The organism is Bordetella genomosp. 11 (assembly GCF_002261215.1).
Lineage (GTDB): Bacteria > Pseudomonadota > Gammaproteobacteria > Burkholderiales > Burkholderiaceae_B > Bordetella_C.
Genome location: NZ_NEVS01000004.1, coordinates 4,544,706 through 4,560,032 on the forward strand (window position 1 = coordinate 4,544,706; position 15,327 = coordinate 4,560,032).

The 15,327-nt window shown below is 67.7% G+C and carries 15 protein-coding genes; 13 read left to right on the top strand and 2 right to left on the bottom strand.

Annotated elements, in window-relative coordinates; genetic code table 11:
• The first annotated feature begins 202 nt into the window (after positions 1 to 202).
• Both CAL28_RS28125 and CAL28_RS28130 read left to right on the top strand, forming a co-directional pair.
• A complete protein-coding gene (locus tag CAL28_RS28125) occupies positions 203 to 1,087 on the top strand; it encodes an NAD(P)-binding domain-containing protein (RefSeq protein WP_094844898.1) in 885 nt (294 codons plus the stop codon).
• Positions 1,088 to 1,154: 67 nt separating this feature from the next.
• A complete protein-coding gene (locus CAL28_RS28130) occupies positions 1,155 to 2,153 on the top strand; it encodes a Bug family tripartite tricarboxylate transporter substrate binding protein (protein WP_094844273.1) in 999 nt (332 codons plus the stop codon).
• A gap of 15 nt (positions 2,154 to 2,168) precedes the next feature.
• Here the strand turns inward: CAL28_RS28130 and CAL28_RS28135 are convergent, their stop codons facing one another.
• Positions 2,169 to 2,861: a GntR family transcriptional regulator gene (locus CAL28_RS28135; protein WP_094844274.1), complete on the bottom strand. Its 693-nt coding sequence runs from the start codon at positions 2,859 to 2,861 to the stop codon at positions 2,169 to 2,171.
• 129 nt (positions 2,862 to 2,990) lie between these two features.
• On the opposite strand from CAL28_RS28135, the gene CAL28_RS28140 reads away from it, so the two are divergent.
• Both CAL28_RS28140 and CAL28_RS28145 read left to right on the top strand, forming a co-directional pair.
• Positions 2,991 to 4,283 (top strand): CaiB/BaiF CoA transferase family protein, encoded by a 1,293-nt coding sequence (locus CAL28_RS28140; protein ID WP_217906603.1) that lies wholly within the window; start codon positions 2,991 to 2,993, stop codon positions 4,281 to 4,283.
• The gene (locus tag CAL28_RS28145) at positions 4,270 to 5,223 is read left to right on the top strand and encodes a hydroxymethylglutaryl-CoA lyase (protein ID WP_094844276.1); all 954 of its coding nucleotides are present in this window, start codon (positions 4,270 to 4,272) and stop codon (positions 5,221 to 5,223) included. Before CAL28_RS28140 ends, CAL28_RS28145 begins: the two co-directional genes overlap by 14 nt.
• A gap of 76 nt (positions 5,224 to 5,299) precedes the next feature.
• Here the strand turns inward: CAL28_RS28145 and CAL28_RS28150 are convergent, their stop codons facing one another.
• A complete protein-coding gene (locus CAL28_RS28150) occupies positions 5,300 to 6,088 on the bottom strand; it encodes a GntR family transcriptional regulator (protein ID WP_176464121.1) in 789 nt (262 codons plus the stop codon).
• 128 nt (positions 6,089 to 6,216) lie between these two features.
• Here CAL28_RS28150 and CAL28_RS28155 point away from each other — a divergent pair, with 128 nt between their 5' ends.
• The 9 genes from CAL28_RS28155 (at position 6,217) to CAL28_RS28195 (ending at position 15,327) form a co-directional block, all read left to right on the top strand.
• Entirely contained in the window at positions 6,217 to 7,086 is an 870-nt protein-coding gene (locus CAL28_RS28155) for an HpcH/HpaI aldolase/citrate lyase family protein (RefSeq protein WP_094844278.1), read from the top strand.
• A gap of 125 nt (positions 7,087 to 7,211) precedes the next feature.
• Positions 7,212 to 8,426, top strand: a complete 1,215-nt coding sequence (locus tag CAL28_RS28160) for a CaiB/BaiF CoA transferase family protein (protein ID WP_217906604.1) — start codon at positions 7,212 to 7,214, stop codon at positions 8,424 to 8,426.
• Positions 8,427 to 8,560: 134 nt separating this feature from the next.
• Positions 8,561 to 9,424 carry a branched-chain amino acid ABC transporter permease gene (locus tag CAL28_RS28165; protein ID WP_094844280.1) on the top strand — a complete coding sequence of 288 codons (864 nt, stop codon included), beginning with the start codon at positions 8,561 to 8,563 and terminating at the stop codon, positions 9,422 to 9,424.
• Positions 9,421 to 10,434: a branched-chain amino acid ABC transporter permease gene (locus tag CAL28_RS28170; protein WP_094844281.1), complete on the top strand. Its 1,014-nt coding sequence runs from the start codon at positions 9,421 to 9,423 to the stop codon at positions 10,432 to 10,434. The genes CAL28_RS28165 and CAL28_RS28170 overlap by 4 nt, the downstream gene beginning before the upstream one ends.
• Positions 10,435 to 10,462: 28 nt before the next feature.
• Positions 10,463 to 11,170 carry an ABC transporter ATP-binding protein gene (locus CAL28_RS28175; protein WP_094844282.1) on the top strand — a complete coding sequence of 236 codons (708 nt, stop codon included), beginning with the start codon at positions 10,463 to 10,465 and terminating at the stop codon, positions 11,168 to 11,170.
• A 78-nt stretch (positions 11,171 to 11,248) separates the two neighbouring features.
• Positions 11,249 to 12,487, top strand: a complete 1,239-nt coding sequence (locus CAL28_RS28180; RefSeq protein WP_094844283.1) for an amino acid ABC transporter substrate-binding protein — start codon at positions 11,249 to 11,251, stop codon at positions 12,485 to 12,487.
• A 53-nt stretch (positions 12,488 to 12,540) separates the two neighbouring features.
• Positions 12,541 to 13,329, top strand: a complete 789-nt coding sequence (locus CAL28_RS28185) for an ABC transporter ATP-binding protein (protein ID WP_094844284.1) — start codon at positions 12,541 to 12,543, stop codon at positions 13,327 to 13,329.
• Positions 13,322 to 14,323 carry an HpcH/HpaI aldolase/citrate lyase family protein gene (locus tag CAL28_RS28190; RefSeq protein WP_094844285.1) on the top strand — a complete coding sequence of 334 codons (1,002 nt, stop codon included), beginning with the start codon at positions 13,322 to 13,324 and terminating at the stop codon, positions 14,321 to 14,323. Before CAL28_RS28185 ends, CAL28_RS28190 begins: the two co-directional genes overlap by 8 nt.
• A complete protein-coding gene (locus CAL28_RS28195; protein ID WP_094844286.1) occupies positions 14,320 to 15,327 on the top strand; it encodes an HpcH/HpaI aldolase/citrate lyase family protein in 1,008 nt (335 codons plus the stop codon). The genes CAL28_RS28190 and CAL28_RS28195 overlap by 4 nt, the downstream gene beginning before the upstream one ends.

Sequence of the window (15,327 nt, forward strand, 5' to 3'; positions counted from 1 at the left end):
ATCGCGTTGAATTTGCCTATCCCGGACACGGGCCGTCCGCCGCGGCGGCGCCGTCTGGACCGGCACCGTCCAGGGCGCCCCCACCGCCACGGACGGCACCTGGAATGTACTAATTATGTATTCTGTTGCCGGGTTTACACTGGTAATATGCCCGGCGTAGCGCCGGTTATAAAGTCATTTTGTATTTTTAATGTACATAAACATGAAAATCGCACTGATAGGTTGTGGCGAGGTGGGGCGTTGCTACGCGCAGGCGTGGCGCGGCCGGGGACACGAGATATACGCCGTCGGCGAGCTGCGCGACGACGCCGAAATGCAGGCCACCGTGGGCGGCTATGGCGCCGCCCTGCACGCGGCGCCGGGCCCGTGGCTGGCCGACGCCGACATCGTCGTTTCGGCGGTCTACGGACATGCGGCGCTGGCGGTGGCAAGCCAGGCCCTGCCGCACTTGCGCCCGGATGCCCTGTACGCCGACTTCACCACGGCCAGCGCCGCGGATATGCGCGCCGCGGCGGAGATCGCCGCCGGTCGCGCCATCGCCTTCGCCGATGTGGCCATCATGGGTGCCATCGCGCTGCTGGGCGATCGCACGCCCTTGCTATGCGCCGGCACCGGCGCCGCCGCGGCGGCGGCTTTCGCCAGCGACAGCGGCGCGCCCGCGCGGGCCATTGCCGGACAAGCCGGCGACGCGGTCCGCCTGAAACTGTTGCGCAGCATCATGACCAAGGGCATGGAAAGCCTGACCGTCGAATGCCTGGTGGCGGCCGAGCGCATGGGCCTGCGCGACGCCTTGTACGAGGTCTTGGCCGATATCGACCGGACACCGCTGACGGCCTTCATGGATTCTTTCGCGCGTTCGCACGTGCTGCACGCCCCGCGCCGGCTGGCCGAGGTCGGGGAAGCCCGCGAACAGCTGATCAAGGCCGGCCTGCAACCCCTGGTGCTGGATGGCGTGGAGCGCCTGTTCGCGCGCACGACGCGCGGCATCGAAGCCGCGCGCGCGGCCAACGGCGGTGCGCCGCCGGAGATCCCCGACACCCTGCCGGCGCGGCTGGCCTGGCTGACCACGCTGGCCCGCCAGCCCTGATTCCCGTCGCTAGCGGGCGCCACGCGGCGCCCGGGGCGGCACCCATAACAAGATCGTGAGGAAGACAATGCGAAATATGTTCAAGCGTATGACCGCCGCGGCGGTCCTGGCCACAGGCGCCGCCGCGCTGGCAGCGCCGGGTGCGGCGACCGCAGCAGGCGCGGCCGACCTGGGCGGCGCCCCCATCACCATCATCTCGCCGTTCCCGCCCGGCGGCGGTACCGATACCCTGACGCGCATGATCGGCACGTCCATCAGCCAGGACACCGGCTGGAACGTCGTGGTGGAAAACAAACCCGGCGCCGGCGGCAATCTTGCGCTGGACGCGACCGCGCGCGCCCGTCCCGACGGCCATACGCTGGTCATGGCGCAGACCGACAACATCGTCCTGAACCCCTGGCTGTACAGCAAGCTGACCTACGACACGTTCAAGGACTTCAAGCCGGTGGGCCTGGTGGCTTCGTCGCCCAGCGTCTTCGTGGTGCTGCCCGACTCGCCGTTCAAGACGCTGGACGATGTCGTGAAGGCCGCGCGGGCCAAGCCCGGCCAGGTATCGCTGGGTATCCCCGGGATCGGCGGCAGCGGCGATTTGATCGGCCACCTGTGGCGCAAGGCGGCCGGCATGGAACTGATGCATGTGCCCTATCGGGGCTGGGGGCAGGCGTTTCCGGACCTGATGAGCGGACGGATCGCCTTGTACACGGGATCGGTGGCGACCCTGCTGCCGCAGATAAAAGGCGGCCAGGTTCGCGCGCTGGCGGTCGTGGCGGACCAACGTTCGCCCGCCCTGCCCCAGGTCCCCACCTTTGCCGAAAGCGGCTTTCCCACCATCAACCAGACCATCTGGTGGGGCGTGATGGCGCCGGGCAAGACGCCCGACGACGTGGTCGCCGCCCTGAACGCCGCGCTGAATCGCAGCCTGCAGAAACCGGAGCTGGTGCGCAAGCTGGAGGAAGCCGGCTACAGCGTCATGGGTGGAACGCCGCAGGACCTGGCCCGGCGCTATCGCACCGACTATGAGGTATTCGGCAAGGTCGTACAGGAAGCCGGCATCCCGAAACAATAAGGGAAGCGGCCGGCGTCATGCGCCGGCATCCGGCCCGGCGGCGCGGCCCGGCGCCGGGCCGCCGGCCGTCTTGCGATGGTTGCGGAACAGCAGATGGGTGGCCGCCAGATGCAGCCGCATCGCGGCCTCCGCGCAGGCGGGATCGCGCGCGCGCAGCGCCGCGATGATCTGGCGATGGTGTTCCACGCTGGCCAGCATGTCCTCCCTGCCATAGAAATAGAACGAGCCGATGATGATCGGCATATCGAGCAGGTGTTCCACCAGCGCGCGCACGCGCGCGGACTGCGCCGCGTCGATCAGCGCATGGTGGAAGCAGTTGTTGTGCTGCTGGACCCGCTCCACGCGGTCGGGGTCGTCCGATTCGACCGCCACGCGCATGGCGTCGTTGATCCGCTCCAGCTCGTCCATCTGTTCCGGCGTGGCCCGCGCGGCGGCCGCGCGCGCGGCATAGGGTTCGAGCAAGAGCCGCAATTCGAATGCTTCGTCGATATCGCGATCCAGCCATCCCAGCACCACCGTGCCGCGCCGGCCGTCGCGCTTGACCAGCCCGTCGGCGGCCAGGCGCTCGATGGCGTTGCGCACCGGTGTGCGGCTGACGGACAACTCGCTGGCGATGTGCTCTTCACGCAGGCGCTGGCCCGGCAGGAAGGCGCCGGCCATCAGGCGGCGGCGCAACTCCCCGTACACCAGATCGCGGGCGCTGGACATGTCGTGGTGACTCGTGAAAGGTCATGAAGCTGCCGACTATACCGCAAGCGCGCATGTCCGCCGCCCGCCCTATTGACGCGGCATGCGCACTGCCATAATGTACGTACAAACGCACATTAAGGAGACACCATGGCTGGCTTGGCAGACATGGAAGGCGCGCTGGCGGGCGTGAAGGTGCTGGATCTTTCCAACTTTCTCGCGGCGCCCATGAGCGCGATGTTCCTGGCGGATTTCGGCGCGGATGTGCTGAAAGTGGAGCGTCCCGGCAAGGGCGACGAGGTGCGCTACTGGGGCGAGAACAAAGAGGGGGTGGGCCTTTACTACAAGGTCATCAACCGCAACAAGAAATCGGTGACCCTGGACTTGCACACGCCGCTGGGCGTCGAGGCGGTGAAGCGGCTGGCGGCCGATGTGGACATCGTCATCGAAAACTACCGCACCGGCACGCTGGAGAAATGGGGCCTGGGCTATGACACGCTGAAGGACCTCAATCCCGGCCTGATCATGTTGCGCATCACCGGATTCGGCCAGACCGGCCCGTATCGCGACCGGCCCGGCTTCGGCACGCTGGCCGAGGCCTATGCCGGCTACGCGCAGATCAGCGGCCATCCCGATGGACCGCCCCTGCTGCCGGGCTTCGGGCTGGCGGATTCCACGACCGGAGTGATGGCCGCCTTTCTCGCCATGGTGGCCCTGGCGGAAAAGCGCCGCAGCGGCCGCGGGCAGTACATCGATCTGGCGATCTATGAAACGCTGCTGACGCTGATCGGGCCGCACGTGATCAACTTCGATCAGCTGGGCCTGGTGCAGCGCCGCGAAGGCAGCCGGCTGCCCTTCACGGCGCCGCGCAATACCTACCGCACGCGCGACGATAAATGGGTCACCGTTGGGGGCAGCGCGCAATCCGCGTTCATCAATATCTGCGAGACGCTGGAGATCCCGGAGCTGGTCCGGGACCCGCGCTTCTCCGACAACCGGCAGCGCCTGCGCCACGTGCAGGCATTGGACGAGGCGCTGCAGGCGGCGATCGCGCGCTTCGACCTGGACGATCTGCTGGCGCGTTCGGCGGCGCGGCGCTGCACCATGTCGCCGGTCAACGATGTGGCGCAGATCTTCGCCGATCCGCATATTCGCGAGCGCGGCAATATCCGCGCGGTGTACGACGACGAACTGGGCTGCGAGCTGCGCATGCAGGACGTGGTCGGCAAGCTGTCGGCCTCGCCGGGCGCGATCCGCCATCCGGGCCCGCGCCTGGGGCAGCACAACCGGGAGATCCTGGTGGAACGCCTGGGCTACGACGAAGCGGAGCTGGCCCGGGCGGGCATCGTCCTGGACGACCCCGGCGATACACGGACGCGCACCTCGGCGGGCACCGGGCCCGCCGCCCCACACCTGGAAGGAGACGACGATGCGGCTGCCTGAACAGATCGATATCGTCGAGGTCGGCCCGCGCGACGGCTTGCAAAGCCTGCGCAAATGGATACCGACCGAAGACAAGGTACGGATGGTGGACCGCCTGTCGCAAGCGGGCTTTCCCGTCATCGAGGTCACGGGTTTCGTGCACCCGCGCGTCATCCCGAACCTGCAGGACGCGGAAGCCGTATGCGAACGCATCGCGCGGCGGCCGGGCGTGATCTACCGTGGCCTGGCACCGAACGCGCGGGGCGCGGAGCGCGCCGCCGCGGCGCGGGTGGACGAGATCGTGGGGTTGACCATCGCCAGCGCCAGCTACCTGAAGAAGAACCAGAACATGACGCCGGAACAGGCGGGCGCGCAGGCGATCGAGGCGTTTCGCATCGCGGACGGCAAGGGCCTGCGCTACGTGCTGGCGATCGGCATGGCGTTCTGGTGCCCGTATGAGGGCGTGATCCCGCAGGAACGCGTGGCGGCCCTGGTGGGGCAGTTCCGGGACGCAGGCATCCGGCGCATGTACCTGGCCGGGTCCGTCGGCCTGGAAGACCCCCGGCACGTGAACGAACTGTTCATGCGCCTGCGCGACCGCTATCCCGACCTGGAGCTGGGCTTTCACGTGCATAACCTGGGAGGCATGGCCACGGCCAATATGCTCGCGGCGCTGGACGGCGGCGCGGCCTGGCTGGAAGGCGCGATCTGCGGCATCGGCGGCGGAATCGCCATGCCCGATGCACTGGGCGCGGTGGGCAATTTTCCCAGCGAGGACATGGTACGCATGATGACGCTGATGGACGTGTACACCGGACTGGACCCGGAAGCCGTCCTGGCGGCCGCGCGCGACATCGCCGGGCTGCTGGACATCCCGCCGCGCAGCCATTCCATGCATGGCAGCACACGCGAGGCCGTCATGCGATGGGGACGCGAGCATCCGCATGAACACCCGGAATAACGCCGGCGGCGGCGGGACGGCGAACGCGGCGATGGCCGCGAAGGCAGCGAGGCCGCCACGCGCGCGGGCCGGCGTTTCAGTCTTCGGCGCTGTGCGCGCGAAAGCGCGTGGTCTGGGTATAGCGGCCGCTGGGGTAATGACCGATGCCGACCTCGACGATGACGCCCTGTTTATCCAGGTAGTACCGCGAGATGCGCATCGCGGCCTGGCCGGCTTCGGCCTTCAGGGCAAGCGCCATCTCCGGCGTCAGCTGCGCGGCGGTGATTTCCTGGACGACTTCGACAATGCGCACGCCGCAGCGTTCTTCCACCAGCGAATAGATGGGACGCTTGATCACGCGCGCGCGCCCGATGGCGCCGGCGTACTCGGGACGCAGATACGCCTGCAGATAGCACAGCGGCGTGGTCCCGCCGGGTACCTTGCGCACGATGTTGGTTTCGGACCAGGCCTGCCCCGGCGGGCAGTGCAGCAGTTCCGCGAAGCTGGCGTCGGCGACGATCTCGCGCCGCGACTTCACGTGCATTTCGGTGGCGTCGACGAATTGCAGCAGATCCGAAATATTGTGGATGCCGCTGAAAAAGCGCGGCGATTCCGGCCGCGCGCGCACCTTGGTGCCGATGCCGGGCCGCGACCACAGCAGGCCTTCGTCCTTGAGTTCGCGCAGCGCCTGGCGCACCGTATGCCGGCTGACGCCGTAGCGCAGCGCCAGCTCGCCTTCGGTGGGCAAGGTACTGCCGATGGCGTAGCGGCCGCCATGGATGTCGTCGGCCAGCGTCCTGGCCAGCGAGACATACAGCGGATTGCGGCCGCCCGTGAGCGCGCCGGTATAGGGAAAGGCATCCGCGGATGAAGGTGTCGAGCGCATCGGATCGGCAAAATGGTGGAGGGTAGACGTCCCGTGTTGACAGGCGCCAGCATGGCACGTATTGTACGTACAAACGCACATTTATGACAGACGATGCGGATCAGGATGAAGCCAGGGACGGAGTTCGCATGACGGTATTCAGATCATTCCTGTTCGCGCCGGCCAACCACCCGCGCAGGGTCGAAAAAGCCCTGGCGCTGGAGGCCGACGCGGTCATCCTGGATTTGGAAGACGCCTGCGCCATTTCCGAAAAGGCCGCCAGCCGGCCCAAGGTAAACGAAGCCATGGCGCGGCCGCGGCGTTGCCTGGGCTATGTGCGGGTCAATCCGCTTTCCACGGAATTCGCCTACGGGGATCTCACCGCGACGGTACGGCCCGGCCTGGATGGCGTGGTGCTGCCCAAGGTGGAGTCGGCCAGCGATCTGCATACCGCGGATTGGCTGATCCGCCAGATGGAGCGCGAACACGGCATGCCCGAAGGCGGGGTAGACCTCATCCCCATCATCGAGACCGCCCGCGGACTGGCCGCCCTGCCGGCGATCCTGGCCGCCACCCCGCGCGTCAAGCGCGCCGCCTTCGGCGCCGGCGACTTCACGCTGGACCTGGACCTGACTTGGACCCGCGGCGAAGACGAACTGAACGCCTATCGCGCGCAGGTCGTGCTGCATTCGCGCGCGGCGGGCATCGAGGCGCCGCTGGACACCGTATGGGTGAACCTGCAGGATCCGGAAGGCTGCGCGGCATCGGCGCGCAAGGCACGCGAACTGGGCTTCCAGGGCAAGCTGTGCATCCATCCGGACCAGATCCCCGTCGTGAACGCCGCCTTCTCGCCTTCCGCGGCGCAGATCGAACGCGCCCGGCGGGTGCTGGATGCCTTCGCGCAGGCCGAGGCGCAGGGTTCTTCGGCCATCCAGCTGGACGGCCAATTCATCGACTATCCCATCGTCTATGCCGCGCAACGCGTGATGGCGCTGGCGGAAAGGACGCAATCGAAGTAATCGACCCGAAGTCGCAGCATCGAAGTCAGCGGATCGATATCCCCGGGCCGGAGCACCGGCCCGATGCAACCATAAAGCACGCGCCACGCAGCGCGCGCATGCGCAAAGGTAGGGAGGAGATATCCATGGACAACGCCGCGGCCGCCGTCCGGCCCCTGGATCACCTTAAGGTGATCGACGTATCGAGTTTCCTGGCCGGACCGTTCTGCTCGACCCAACTGGCCGAGTTCGGCGCAGAAGTCATCAAGCTGGAGCTGCCCGGCGTGGGCGATGCGCTGCGGCGCTTCGGCACCATCACGCCCAGCGGCGACTCGCTGCCCTGGCTATCCGAATGCCGCAACAAGAAATCGGCCACGCTGGACCTGCGCAAGCCGGAAGGCGCGGAGCTGCTGAAAGCGCTGATCAAGGATGCCGATGTGCTGGTGGAAAACTTCCAGCCCGGCACCCTGGAAAAGTGGAACCTGGGCTGGGATGTGCTGAAGGAAGTGAATCCGCGCCTGATCATGGTGCGGATTTCCGGCTACGGCCAGACCGGCCCCTACAGCGGACGCCCCGGCTTCGGCCGGATCGGCAACGCCTTCGGCGGGCTGTCCTACCTGGCGGGCTACCCCGACCGGCCGCCCGTGACGCCGGGCTCGGCCACCATTCCGGATTACATGGCCGGCCTGTACGGCGCGCTGGGCGTGCTGCTGGCCCTGCAATCCCTGGCCAAGACCGGCCGCGGGCAGGTGGTCGATATCGGCCTGTACGAGCCCATATTCCGCATCCTGGACGAACTGGCGCCCGCCTATGCGATGAAAGGCTATGTACGCCAGCGCATGGGGCCGGGCACCGTCAACGTGGTGCCGCACAGCCACTATCCCACCAAGGACGGCCGCTGGGTGGCCATCGCCTGCACCAGCGACAAGATATTCGAACGCCTGGCGCACGCCATGGGCGTGCCGGAATTCGGCGGCACGGGCAAGTGGGGCACCATCACCCAGCGCGAGGCCGAGCGCGCGCAGGTCGACGACTACGTCGGCGCCTGGAGTTCGCAATACACCCGCGACGAGGTGCTGCGGCGCTGCGAGGAACACCAGGTGCCCTGCGGGCCGGTGTACGCCATCGACGAGATCTTCGAGGATCCGCAATACGCCGCGCGCGGCAACATCGTCCGCTTCCAGGACCCGCGCGTGGGGGAATACGCGGTGCCCAATGTGGTGCCGCGGCTGACCGACACCCCGGGCGGCATAGACAGGCTGGGCCCTTCGCTGGGCGAACATAACGACGAGGTATACCGCCAGCGCCTGGGGCTATCGGCGGAACGCATCGAGGCGCTGACGCGCGCGGGCGTGATCTAAAGGTTCGCCGATACGGCAAGCGGAACGCGGCAAGCCGCGTACGAACCCGGCTGTCGACCGGGCCCCCGCCGGCAAAGCGCGGCAGACACGCCTGAAAGCGCCGCGGCCGGCGGTGCAATGGAGGAGACGTCATCGTGCCTTTCATCGAATTGTTCGTGGCCGGCATCCTGCTGGGCGGACTCTACGCGCTGATGGCCTGCGGCCTGAACCTGGTGTTCGGCGTCATGCGGGTCATCAATTTCGCCCATGGCGACCTGCTGGCGGTGGGCGCACTGACCACGGTATCGCTGGTGGCGGGCATGCACCTGCCCTACATCGCCGCGCTGATACTCGTGCCGCTGCTGACGGCCGCGCTCGGCCTGGCCATGCAATGGATCGTCATCCGCCGCATCGCCGACGGCCCGATGATCATGTCGCTGCTGGCCACCTTCGCCCTGTCGACCATCATCGTCAACATTTCCATCCTGATCTGGGGCGGCGGCTACCGCGGCCTGCCCACGGTGCTGGGGGGCTCGGTCGCCGTCGCCGGCATGGACATCCCGCTGTCGCGCCTGGTGTCCTTCCTGGTGGCGATGGCCGCGACGCTGGGCGTGTGGTGGTTCCTGCAGGCCACGCGCTACGGCAAGGCCATCCGGTCCGTTTCGCAGGCACCGGAACTGGCGGTGATATCGGGCATTTCCATCAACCAGGTGCGCAATGCGACCTTCGCCCTGGGCGCGGCGATGGCCGGCCTGGCCGGCGTGCTGCTGGCGCCCACCTTCGCCTCCGATGCGCAGCTGGGCGCCCGCTTCGGCATCAAGGCCTTCGCCGTCATCATTGTCGGCGGCATGGGCAGCTATCCCGGCGCCATGCTGGCCGCCCTGATGATGGGCGTGCTGGAGGTATTCGCCGGCTATCTGTACGGGCAGGTGCTGGGCGCGGCCACCGTTTTCCTGGCGATGCTGGTGGTGCTGGTCTTCCGGCCGCGCGGTATCTTCGGCATGGGGGCACGCGCATGAAATCGACGCTGCTGCTCGCCATCGTTCTGCTGGCCGCCGCGACCGCGCCGCTCTACGCCGGATCGTATGCGATGTCCTTCCTGGTGCAGACCTTCATTTTCGTCGGGCTGGCCTATTCCTGGAATCTGATCGGCGGCTATGCCGGCTATACGCATTTCGGCCAGGTCGCGTTCTTCGGCCTGGGCGCCTATGTCGGCGCGATCGCCATCGGCAAGGACATTCCCTGGCTGTGGGCGACGCTGATGGCCGCGGTATTCGCCGCGCTGTGCGCCGCGCTGCTGGGTGCCATCATGCTGCGCCTGAAAGGCCCCTTCTTCGCCATCGGCATGTTCGGCATCGCCCGCGTGTGCGAGTCGCTGGCGCTGGGCCTGGACGGCATCACGCAGGGCGGTACGGGACTGTACCTGACGGCCGTGGACCTGGAACTGGTGTACTACGCGGCCGGCGCGGTGCTGTTGATCCTGCTGGCGGCCACCTGGCGCCTGGACAATTCCCGGCTCGGCCTGCAGCTGCTGACCATCCGCGAAGACGAGACCGCCGCCGCGGCGCTGGGCGTGCGCACCACCCGCCTGAAAATCTGCACCTTCATCGCGTCGGCCTTCATGCCCGGCGCGCTGGGCTGCCTGTACGCCTGCTACCTGGGCTTCATCGACCCCACCACCGCCTTCGCGCCCATGACCGAGCTGACCGTGATCGCCATGGTGCTGCTGGGCGGCATGGGCACGGTGCTGGGGCCGCTGGTGGGTGCCCTGGCGCTGTCGGTGGTCAACGAAGTGCTATGGGCGCGGCTGCCGGAGATCTACCTGGCCCTGGTGGGGGCGATCATCCTGGTCGCGGTGCTGTTCATGCCGCGCGGCATCGTCAACTACGCGCAGCGGCGCGCGTGGTGGTGGGTGCCGGTGGCGCGCGGCCACTTGCGGCGGCTGGCGCAACGGCGCGCGGCCCCGGCCAGGCCGGCGCGCAAAGCCATCGTCGATCCGCCGCGCATGCCGCGCAAGCGGCCGGGCTAGAGCACGTCAACGCTGGAAGGAGCCTCGCATGACGCAGGAAGATATCCTGGTGGTAGAGGACGTACGCAAGAGCTTCGGCGGCCGGGTTGCGCTGGATGGCGCCAGCCTGCGCATCCCGCGCGGCTCGATCACCGGCGTGATCGGTCCCAATGGATCGGGTAAGTCCACGCTGTTCAATATCGTTGCCGGCACGTTGCCGCCCGATGCGGGACGCGTCCTGTTCGATGGCAAGGACCTGGCGCACACCTCGCCCGCCGAGATCTGCCGGCGCGGCCTGGGGCGCACCTTCCAGATATCGCGGCTGTTCGGCGAACTGACGGTATTGGAAAACCTGGTCGCCGTGGCGCACGGACTGTCCGACGCCCAGGCCGTGCAGCGCGCGCTCGAACTGCTGGACTTCCTGGAGATCGGCGCATTGCGCGACAAATGGGGTGCCGAGCTTTCCTACGGCCAGCGCAAGCTGGTGGAAATCGCCCGCGCCCTGATGCTGGCGCCGCGCGTCATGCTGCTGGACGAACCCTTCGCCGGCATCAACCCGCGCCTGCAGAACCGCATCGTCGAACATTTGCAGGCCCTGCGCGCGCAGGGCATGACGGTGTTCTTCATCGACCATGAAATGCGCATCGTGCTGGAGATCTGCGACGACCTGTATGTGCTGGCCGAAGGCCAGGTCATCGCGCACGGCGATGCGGCTGCCATACGCGCGGACGAACGCGTCAAGGAGGCGTACTTCTGACCGCACGCCAGGACCGGTTTCGGTCCGCCCGCGCCGCCCGTATCGGAGGGGCGGCCTACCCACCGGAGGAGACAACACATGAAAAAACAGCTGCTGGATATGTGCCTGGCGCCCGTGCTGCGACGCCTGCGCGCTCCGCGCGCCGCCAGGGCCGCCGCCATGCTGGCGATGACGGCCGCGACCGTTGTGGCGGGCACCGCCCTGGCCCAGGAAGGCAAGCCGATACGCGTGGGCGTCGCCCTATCGCAATCGGGCAATCTGGCCGACAGCGCCAAGCACTATTGGGAGGGCGTGGCCCTGTGGCGCGACCAGGTCAATGCGCGCGGCGGCCTGCTGGGACGCAAGGTGGAATTGATCGTCTATGACGATCGCAGCGACCCCGCGACGGCCGCGCGCCTGTACGAAAAACTGATCACCGACGATAACGTGGACCTGCTGTTCGGCCCGTGGGGCTCGGCATCCGCCGCCACGGCATCGGGCGTGGCCAACCGCCACAAGCGTGTGTTTTTTAACTCCGGCGGCGCCTCCGAACAGATACAGGAACGCGGCTACAAGTACGTATTCCAGACCGCCGCGCCCATCAGCGCCTACGTCGCCAGCATCGGTCCGCTGGCCGAGGCGCACCAGATGAAGACCATCGCCTTCTTCGGGCGAGACTATCCGGCGGCGCGCGATATGGAGAAATCCATCAAGACCATCGCCGAAAAGCGCCATTTGAAAGTCGTGGCTTCGGAATTTTTCCCCGCCGGCACCACCGATTTTTCGTCCATGATCGCGCAGGCGCGCCAGCTGCAGCCGGATATCTGGGTATCGGTCGGCTACCCCAACGAGGCCATCGAGATGGTGCGCCAGTTCAAGGCGTCGAATTACCTGCCCAAGGTCTTTATCCATAACGGCGTGTCGATCGACGACTTCCTGAAGGCATCGGGCAAGGACGGCGAGTACGCCTTCGGCATGTCGCTGTACGAACCCTCCCTCAAGACCAAGGGCAATCCGGAGTTCGTCAAGGCCTACCAGCAGACGTACAAGAGCGAGCCCGGCTATTACTCGGCCTTCTCCTACGCCGGCGCCACGGTCATGGAAGCGGCGGTCAAGGCCGCCGGTTCGCTGGACCAGGACAAGTTGCGCGATGTGCTTACCACGCTGGAAGTCGACACGGTGATGGGCCACCACAAGGTCGACCCCAAGACCGGCAAGCAGGTGGGCGTGACCGGCCTGCTCGTGCAGGTGCGCGATGGCAAGCGCGAGATCGTCATGCCGCTGGATGTGAAAACCACCGACGCGGTCATCCCCATGCCACCCTGGAACAAGCGCTGACGCGGCGCGGGACGGCGGCACCGGCCGCCGCCCGTCCGCCTTGGGAGCACCGCATGAACGCGCAAGACAACGTCTTCCTGGAAATGCAGGGCGTTACCACCGGCTACGGCGACGTACCCGTGGTGCGCAACGCCAACCTGCGCTTTGTCCGTGGCGGCATCACCGCCGTCATCGGATCCAACGGCGCGGGCAAGTCCACCGCCATCAAGGCAGCGGCCGGCCTATTGCCGGCATGGAAGGGCCGCGTGCTGATCGGCGACGCCGACGTCACCGCCGAAGCCCCGCACAAGCGGTTGTCGCGCGGCCTGGCCTTCGTGCCGCAGGGCCGCATCGTCCTGCCCGAGATGACGGTCCGCGAGAACCTGGACATAGGCGCCTACATCCTGGGCAAGGACCGCGCCCGCATCGAGCAGGCCGTCGAACGCGTGGTGGCCGCCTTCCCGGTGATCGGCCAGCGCATGCGGCAGCCGGCCGGCACGATGAGCGGCGGCGAACAGCAGATGCTGGCCATCGCCCGCGCGCTGATGACCACCCCCACCGCCATCATCCTGGACGAACCGTCGCTGGGGTTGTCGCCGAAGTTCGTCAATGCCGTCTTCGACAAGCTCGTGGAACTGGCGACCTCCGGCCTGACCATCATCATGGTCGAGCAGAAAGCCTCGCGCGCCCTGCAGATCGCCGACAGCGGCTACGTCATGCACACCGGCCAGGTGGTCTATGCCGGCCCGGCGCGCGAGCTCCTGGACAACCCCAACGTGCAGCGCCTGTTCCTGGGCGAAGTCCAGGAGGAAATCGACCGCCTGGTCGCCGCGGCCCACGACGCGGAGGCGCTCGATGCCTGATCCACGCCTGCGCCGCACGCTGCTGATGACGCCGGGCAACCGCGAGGACCGCCTGAGCAAGGCGGCGGCCTACGGGGCGGACGCGGTGGTTTTCGATCTGGAAGATAGCGTGCCCCCGGCGGAGAAGGCCAACGCCCGCGACTGCGTGGCGAAGGCGCTGCGTGCGTCGATGGGAGGGCGCATGGATACTGCCCCGGGTGCTGCTCCCCACCATCGCTGGCGGCATGCCGACGAATGCGAGCGCTGCGTGCGTATCAACGCGCTGGACACCCCCTACGGCCTGGATGACCTGGCTGCCCTGCCCTTGGATTGCATCGATACCATCATGGTCCCCAAGGTCGAGTCCGCCGACATGCTGCGCGACATCGATGCCCGCCTGGCCGCCCTGCACGCCGACCGCGGCCGTGCGCGCCCCATCGAACTGATCGCCCTGATCGAAACGCCACGCGGGGTGCTGCGTGCCCTGGACATCGCCGACGCCGTGCCGCGCACGGGCGCCTTGTTCTTCGGCTCGGGGGACTACACCGCCGCCCTGGGGGCGGACGTCACGGAAACCACCCTGCATTACCCACGCTCGGTTATCTCGGCCGCCGCCGCGGCGGCAGGCCTGCAGGCGATCGACGCGGCGTTCTTCCGCGATGTGAAGGATGCCGGGGCGACGCGGGAGGACGCCCTGGTGGCGCGCGCCATGGGGTTCTCCGGCAAGGTGGTGTTTCATCCCAACCAGGTTGGCGTCGTCAACGACGTGTTCTCGCCCTCGCCCGCGGAAATCGCGCACGCCCGGCAACTGGTGGCGGCATACGAAGCGCAGCTGGCGCTCGGACACGGCACCGGCGTCGTCGATGGCGTCTTCGTGGCCGTCGACCTGGTGGCCCCCGCGCGGCGGCTGCTGCGCCTGACCGAGGCCGTACAGCGGCGCGCGCAAGGCACCGCACGGGCAGGCGCTCCGACATCCGCGACGCGGGCCGATACCCCTACAGGAAACCGATCATGACCACGCATCCCTGCCACGCGCCGGCCGCGCAACCCACCCGGCCGGAACGGCTGCAGCGTTCCGAACTGGCGGTGCCCGCCACCAACCCGCGCTTTTTCGCCAAGGCTGCCGCCAGCAGCGCGGACGTGATCTTCCTGGACCTGGAGGATGCCGTCGCGCCCGCGGCGAAGGACGAGGCGCGGGCGCGCGCGGTGGCGGCACTGAACGACATCGACTGGGGTCACAGGACCATGGCCGTGCGCGTCAACGGGCTGGACACGCCCTGGGCGCACCGCGACATCCTGGACGTGGCGCGCCTGGCGCCGCGGCTGGACCTGATCCTGCTTCCCAAGGCGGGCTCCGCCTTCGACGTGCAGTTCGTCGATCAGCTGCTCACGCTGATCGAGCGCGAGACGGGCCGGACCAAACGCACCGGCATCGAAGTACTGATCGAAACGGCGCTGGGCGTCGCCAACGCCGAAGCGATCGCGCAATCGTCGGCACGGCTGGAGGCGATGATCTTCGGCGTCGGCGACTACACCGTCGACATGCGAACCTACGACGACGTCTTCGGCGCGCCCAGCGAACGGTACGCCGTACTGACCGGCGCATCCGATGCGGCGCCCCGCCAGCGGCATTGGAACGACCAATGGCACTTCGCCATGGCGCGCATCGCCAACGCCTGCCGCGCGCATGGGCTGCGTCCCATCGATGGCCCCTACACCGACTTCCGCGATGCCGAAGGCTATCGCGCATCGGCATCCCGTGCCGCCGCGCTGGGATTCGAAGGCAAATGGGCCATCCATCCCAGCCAGATCGAACTGGCGAACGAAGCGTTCTCGCCCACGCAGGCCCAGCTGGACTGGGCCGCGCGGATCACCCGCCTTATCGAAGACACCAATCGTTCCGGCCAGGGAGCGGTCGGCGACGGCGGCGTGCTGGTGGATATGGCGCACCTGAAGCAGGCGGAACATTTGCGCCGCCGCCGGGCCTTGATTGAACGATTCGCATCAGCGGCCGGTTGA

Excerpts from the sequence above, each read along its gene's own strand:
- CAL28_RS28125 (WP_094844898.1), top strand. The coding sequence starts at position 203 with ATGAAAATCGCACTGATAGGTTGTGGCGAGGTGGGGCGTTGCTACGCG.
- CAL28_RS28130 (WP_094844273.1), top strand. The coding sequence starts at position 1,155 with ATGCGAAATATGTTCAAGCGTATGACCGCCGCGGCGGTCCTGGCCACA.
- CAL28_RS28135 (WP_094844274.1), bottom strand. The coding sequence starts at position 2,861 with ATGTCCAGCGCCCGCGATCTGGTGTACGGGGAGTTGCGCCGCCGCCTG.
- CAL28_RS28140 (WP_217906603.1), top strand. The coding sequence starts at position 2,991 with ATGGCTGGCTTGGCAGACATGGAAGGCGCGCTGGCGGGCGTGAAGGTG.
- CAL28_RS28145 (WP_094844276.1), top strand. The coding sequence starts at position 4,270 with ATGCGGCTGCCTGAACAGATCGATATCGTCGAGGTCGGCCCGCGCGAC.
- CAL28_RS28150 (WP_176464121.1), bottom strand. The coding sequence starts at position 6,088 with ATGCGCTCGACACCTTCATCCGCGGATGCCTTTCCCTATACCGGCGCG.
- CAL28_RS28155 (WP_094844278.1), top strand. The coding sequence starts at position 6,217 with ATGACGGTATTCAGATCATTCCTGTTCGCGCCGGCCAACCACCCGCGC.
- CAL28_RS28160 (WP_217906604.1), top strand. The coding sequence starts at position 7,212 with ATGGACAACGCCGCGGCCGCCGTCCGGCCCCTGGATCACCTTAAGGTG.
- CAL28_RS28170 (WP_094844281.1), top strand. The coding sequence starts at position 9,421 with ATGAAATCGACGCTGCTGCTCGCCATCGTTCTGCTGGCCGCCGCGACC.
- CAL28_RS28175 (WP_094844282.1), top strand. The coding sequence starts at position 10,463 with ATGACGCAGGAAGATATCCTGGTGGTAGAGGACGTACGCAAGAGCTTC.
- CAL28_RS28180 (WP_094844283.1), top strand. The coding sequence starts at position 11,249 with ATGAAAAAACAGCTGCTGGATATGTGCCTGGCGCCCGTGCTGCGACGC.
- CAL28_RS28185 (WP_094844284.1), top strand. The coding sequence starts at position 12,541 with ATGAACGCGCAAGACAACGTCTTCCTGGAAATGCAGGGCGTTACCACC.
- CAL28_RS28190 (WP_094844285.1), top strand. The coding sequence starts at position 13,322 with ATGCCTGATCCACGCCTGCGCCGCACGCTGCTGATGACGCCGGGCAAC.
- CAL28_RS28195 (WP_094844286.1), top strand. The coding sequence starts at position 14,320 with ATGACCACGCATCCCTGCCACGCGCCGGCCGCGCAACCCACCCGGCCG.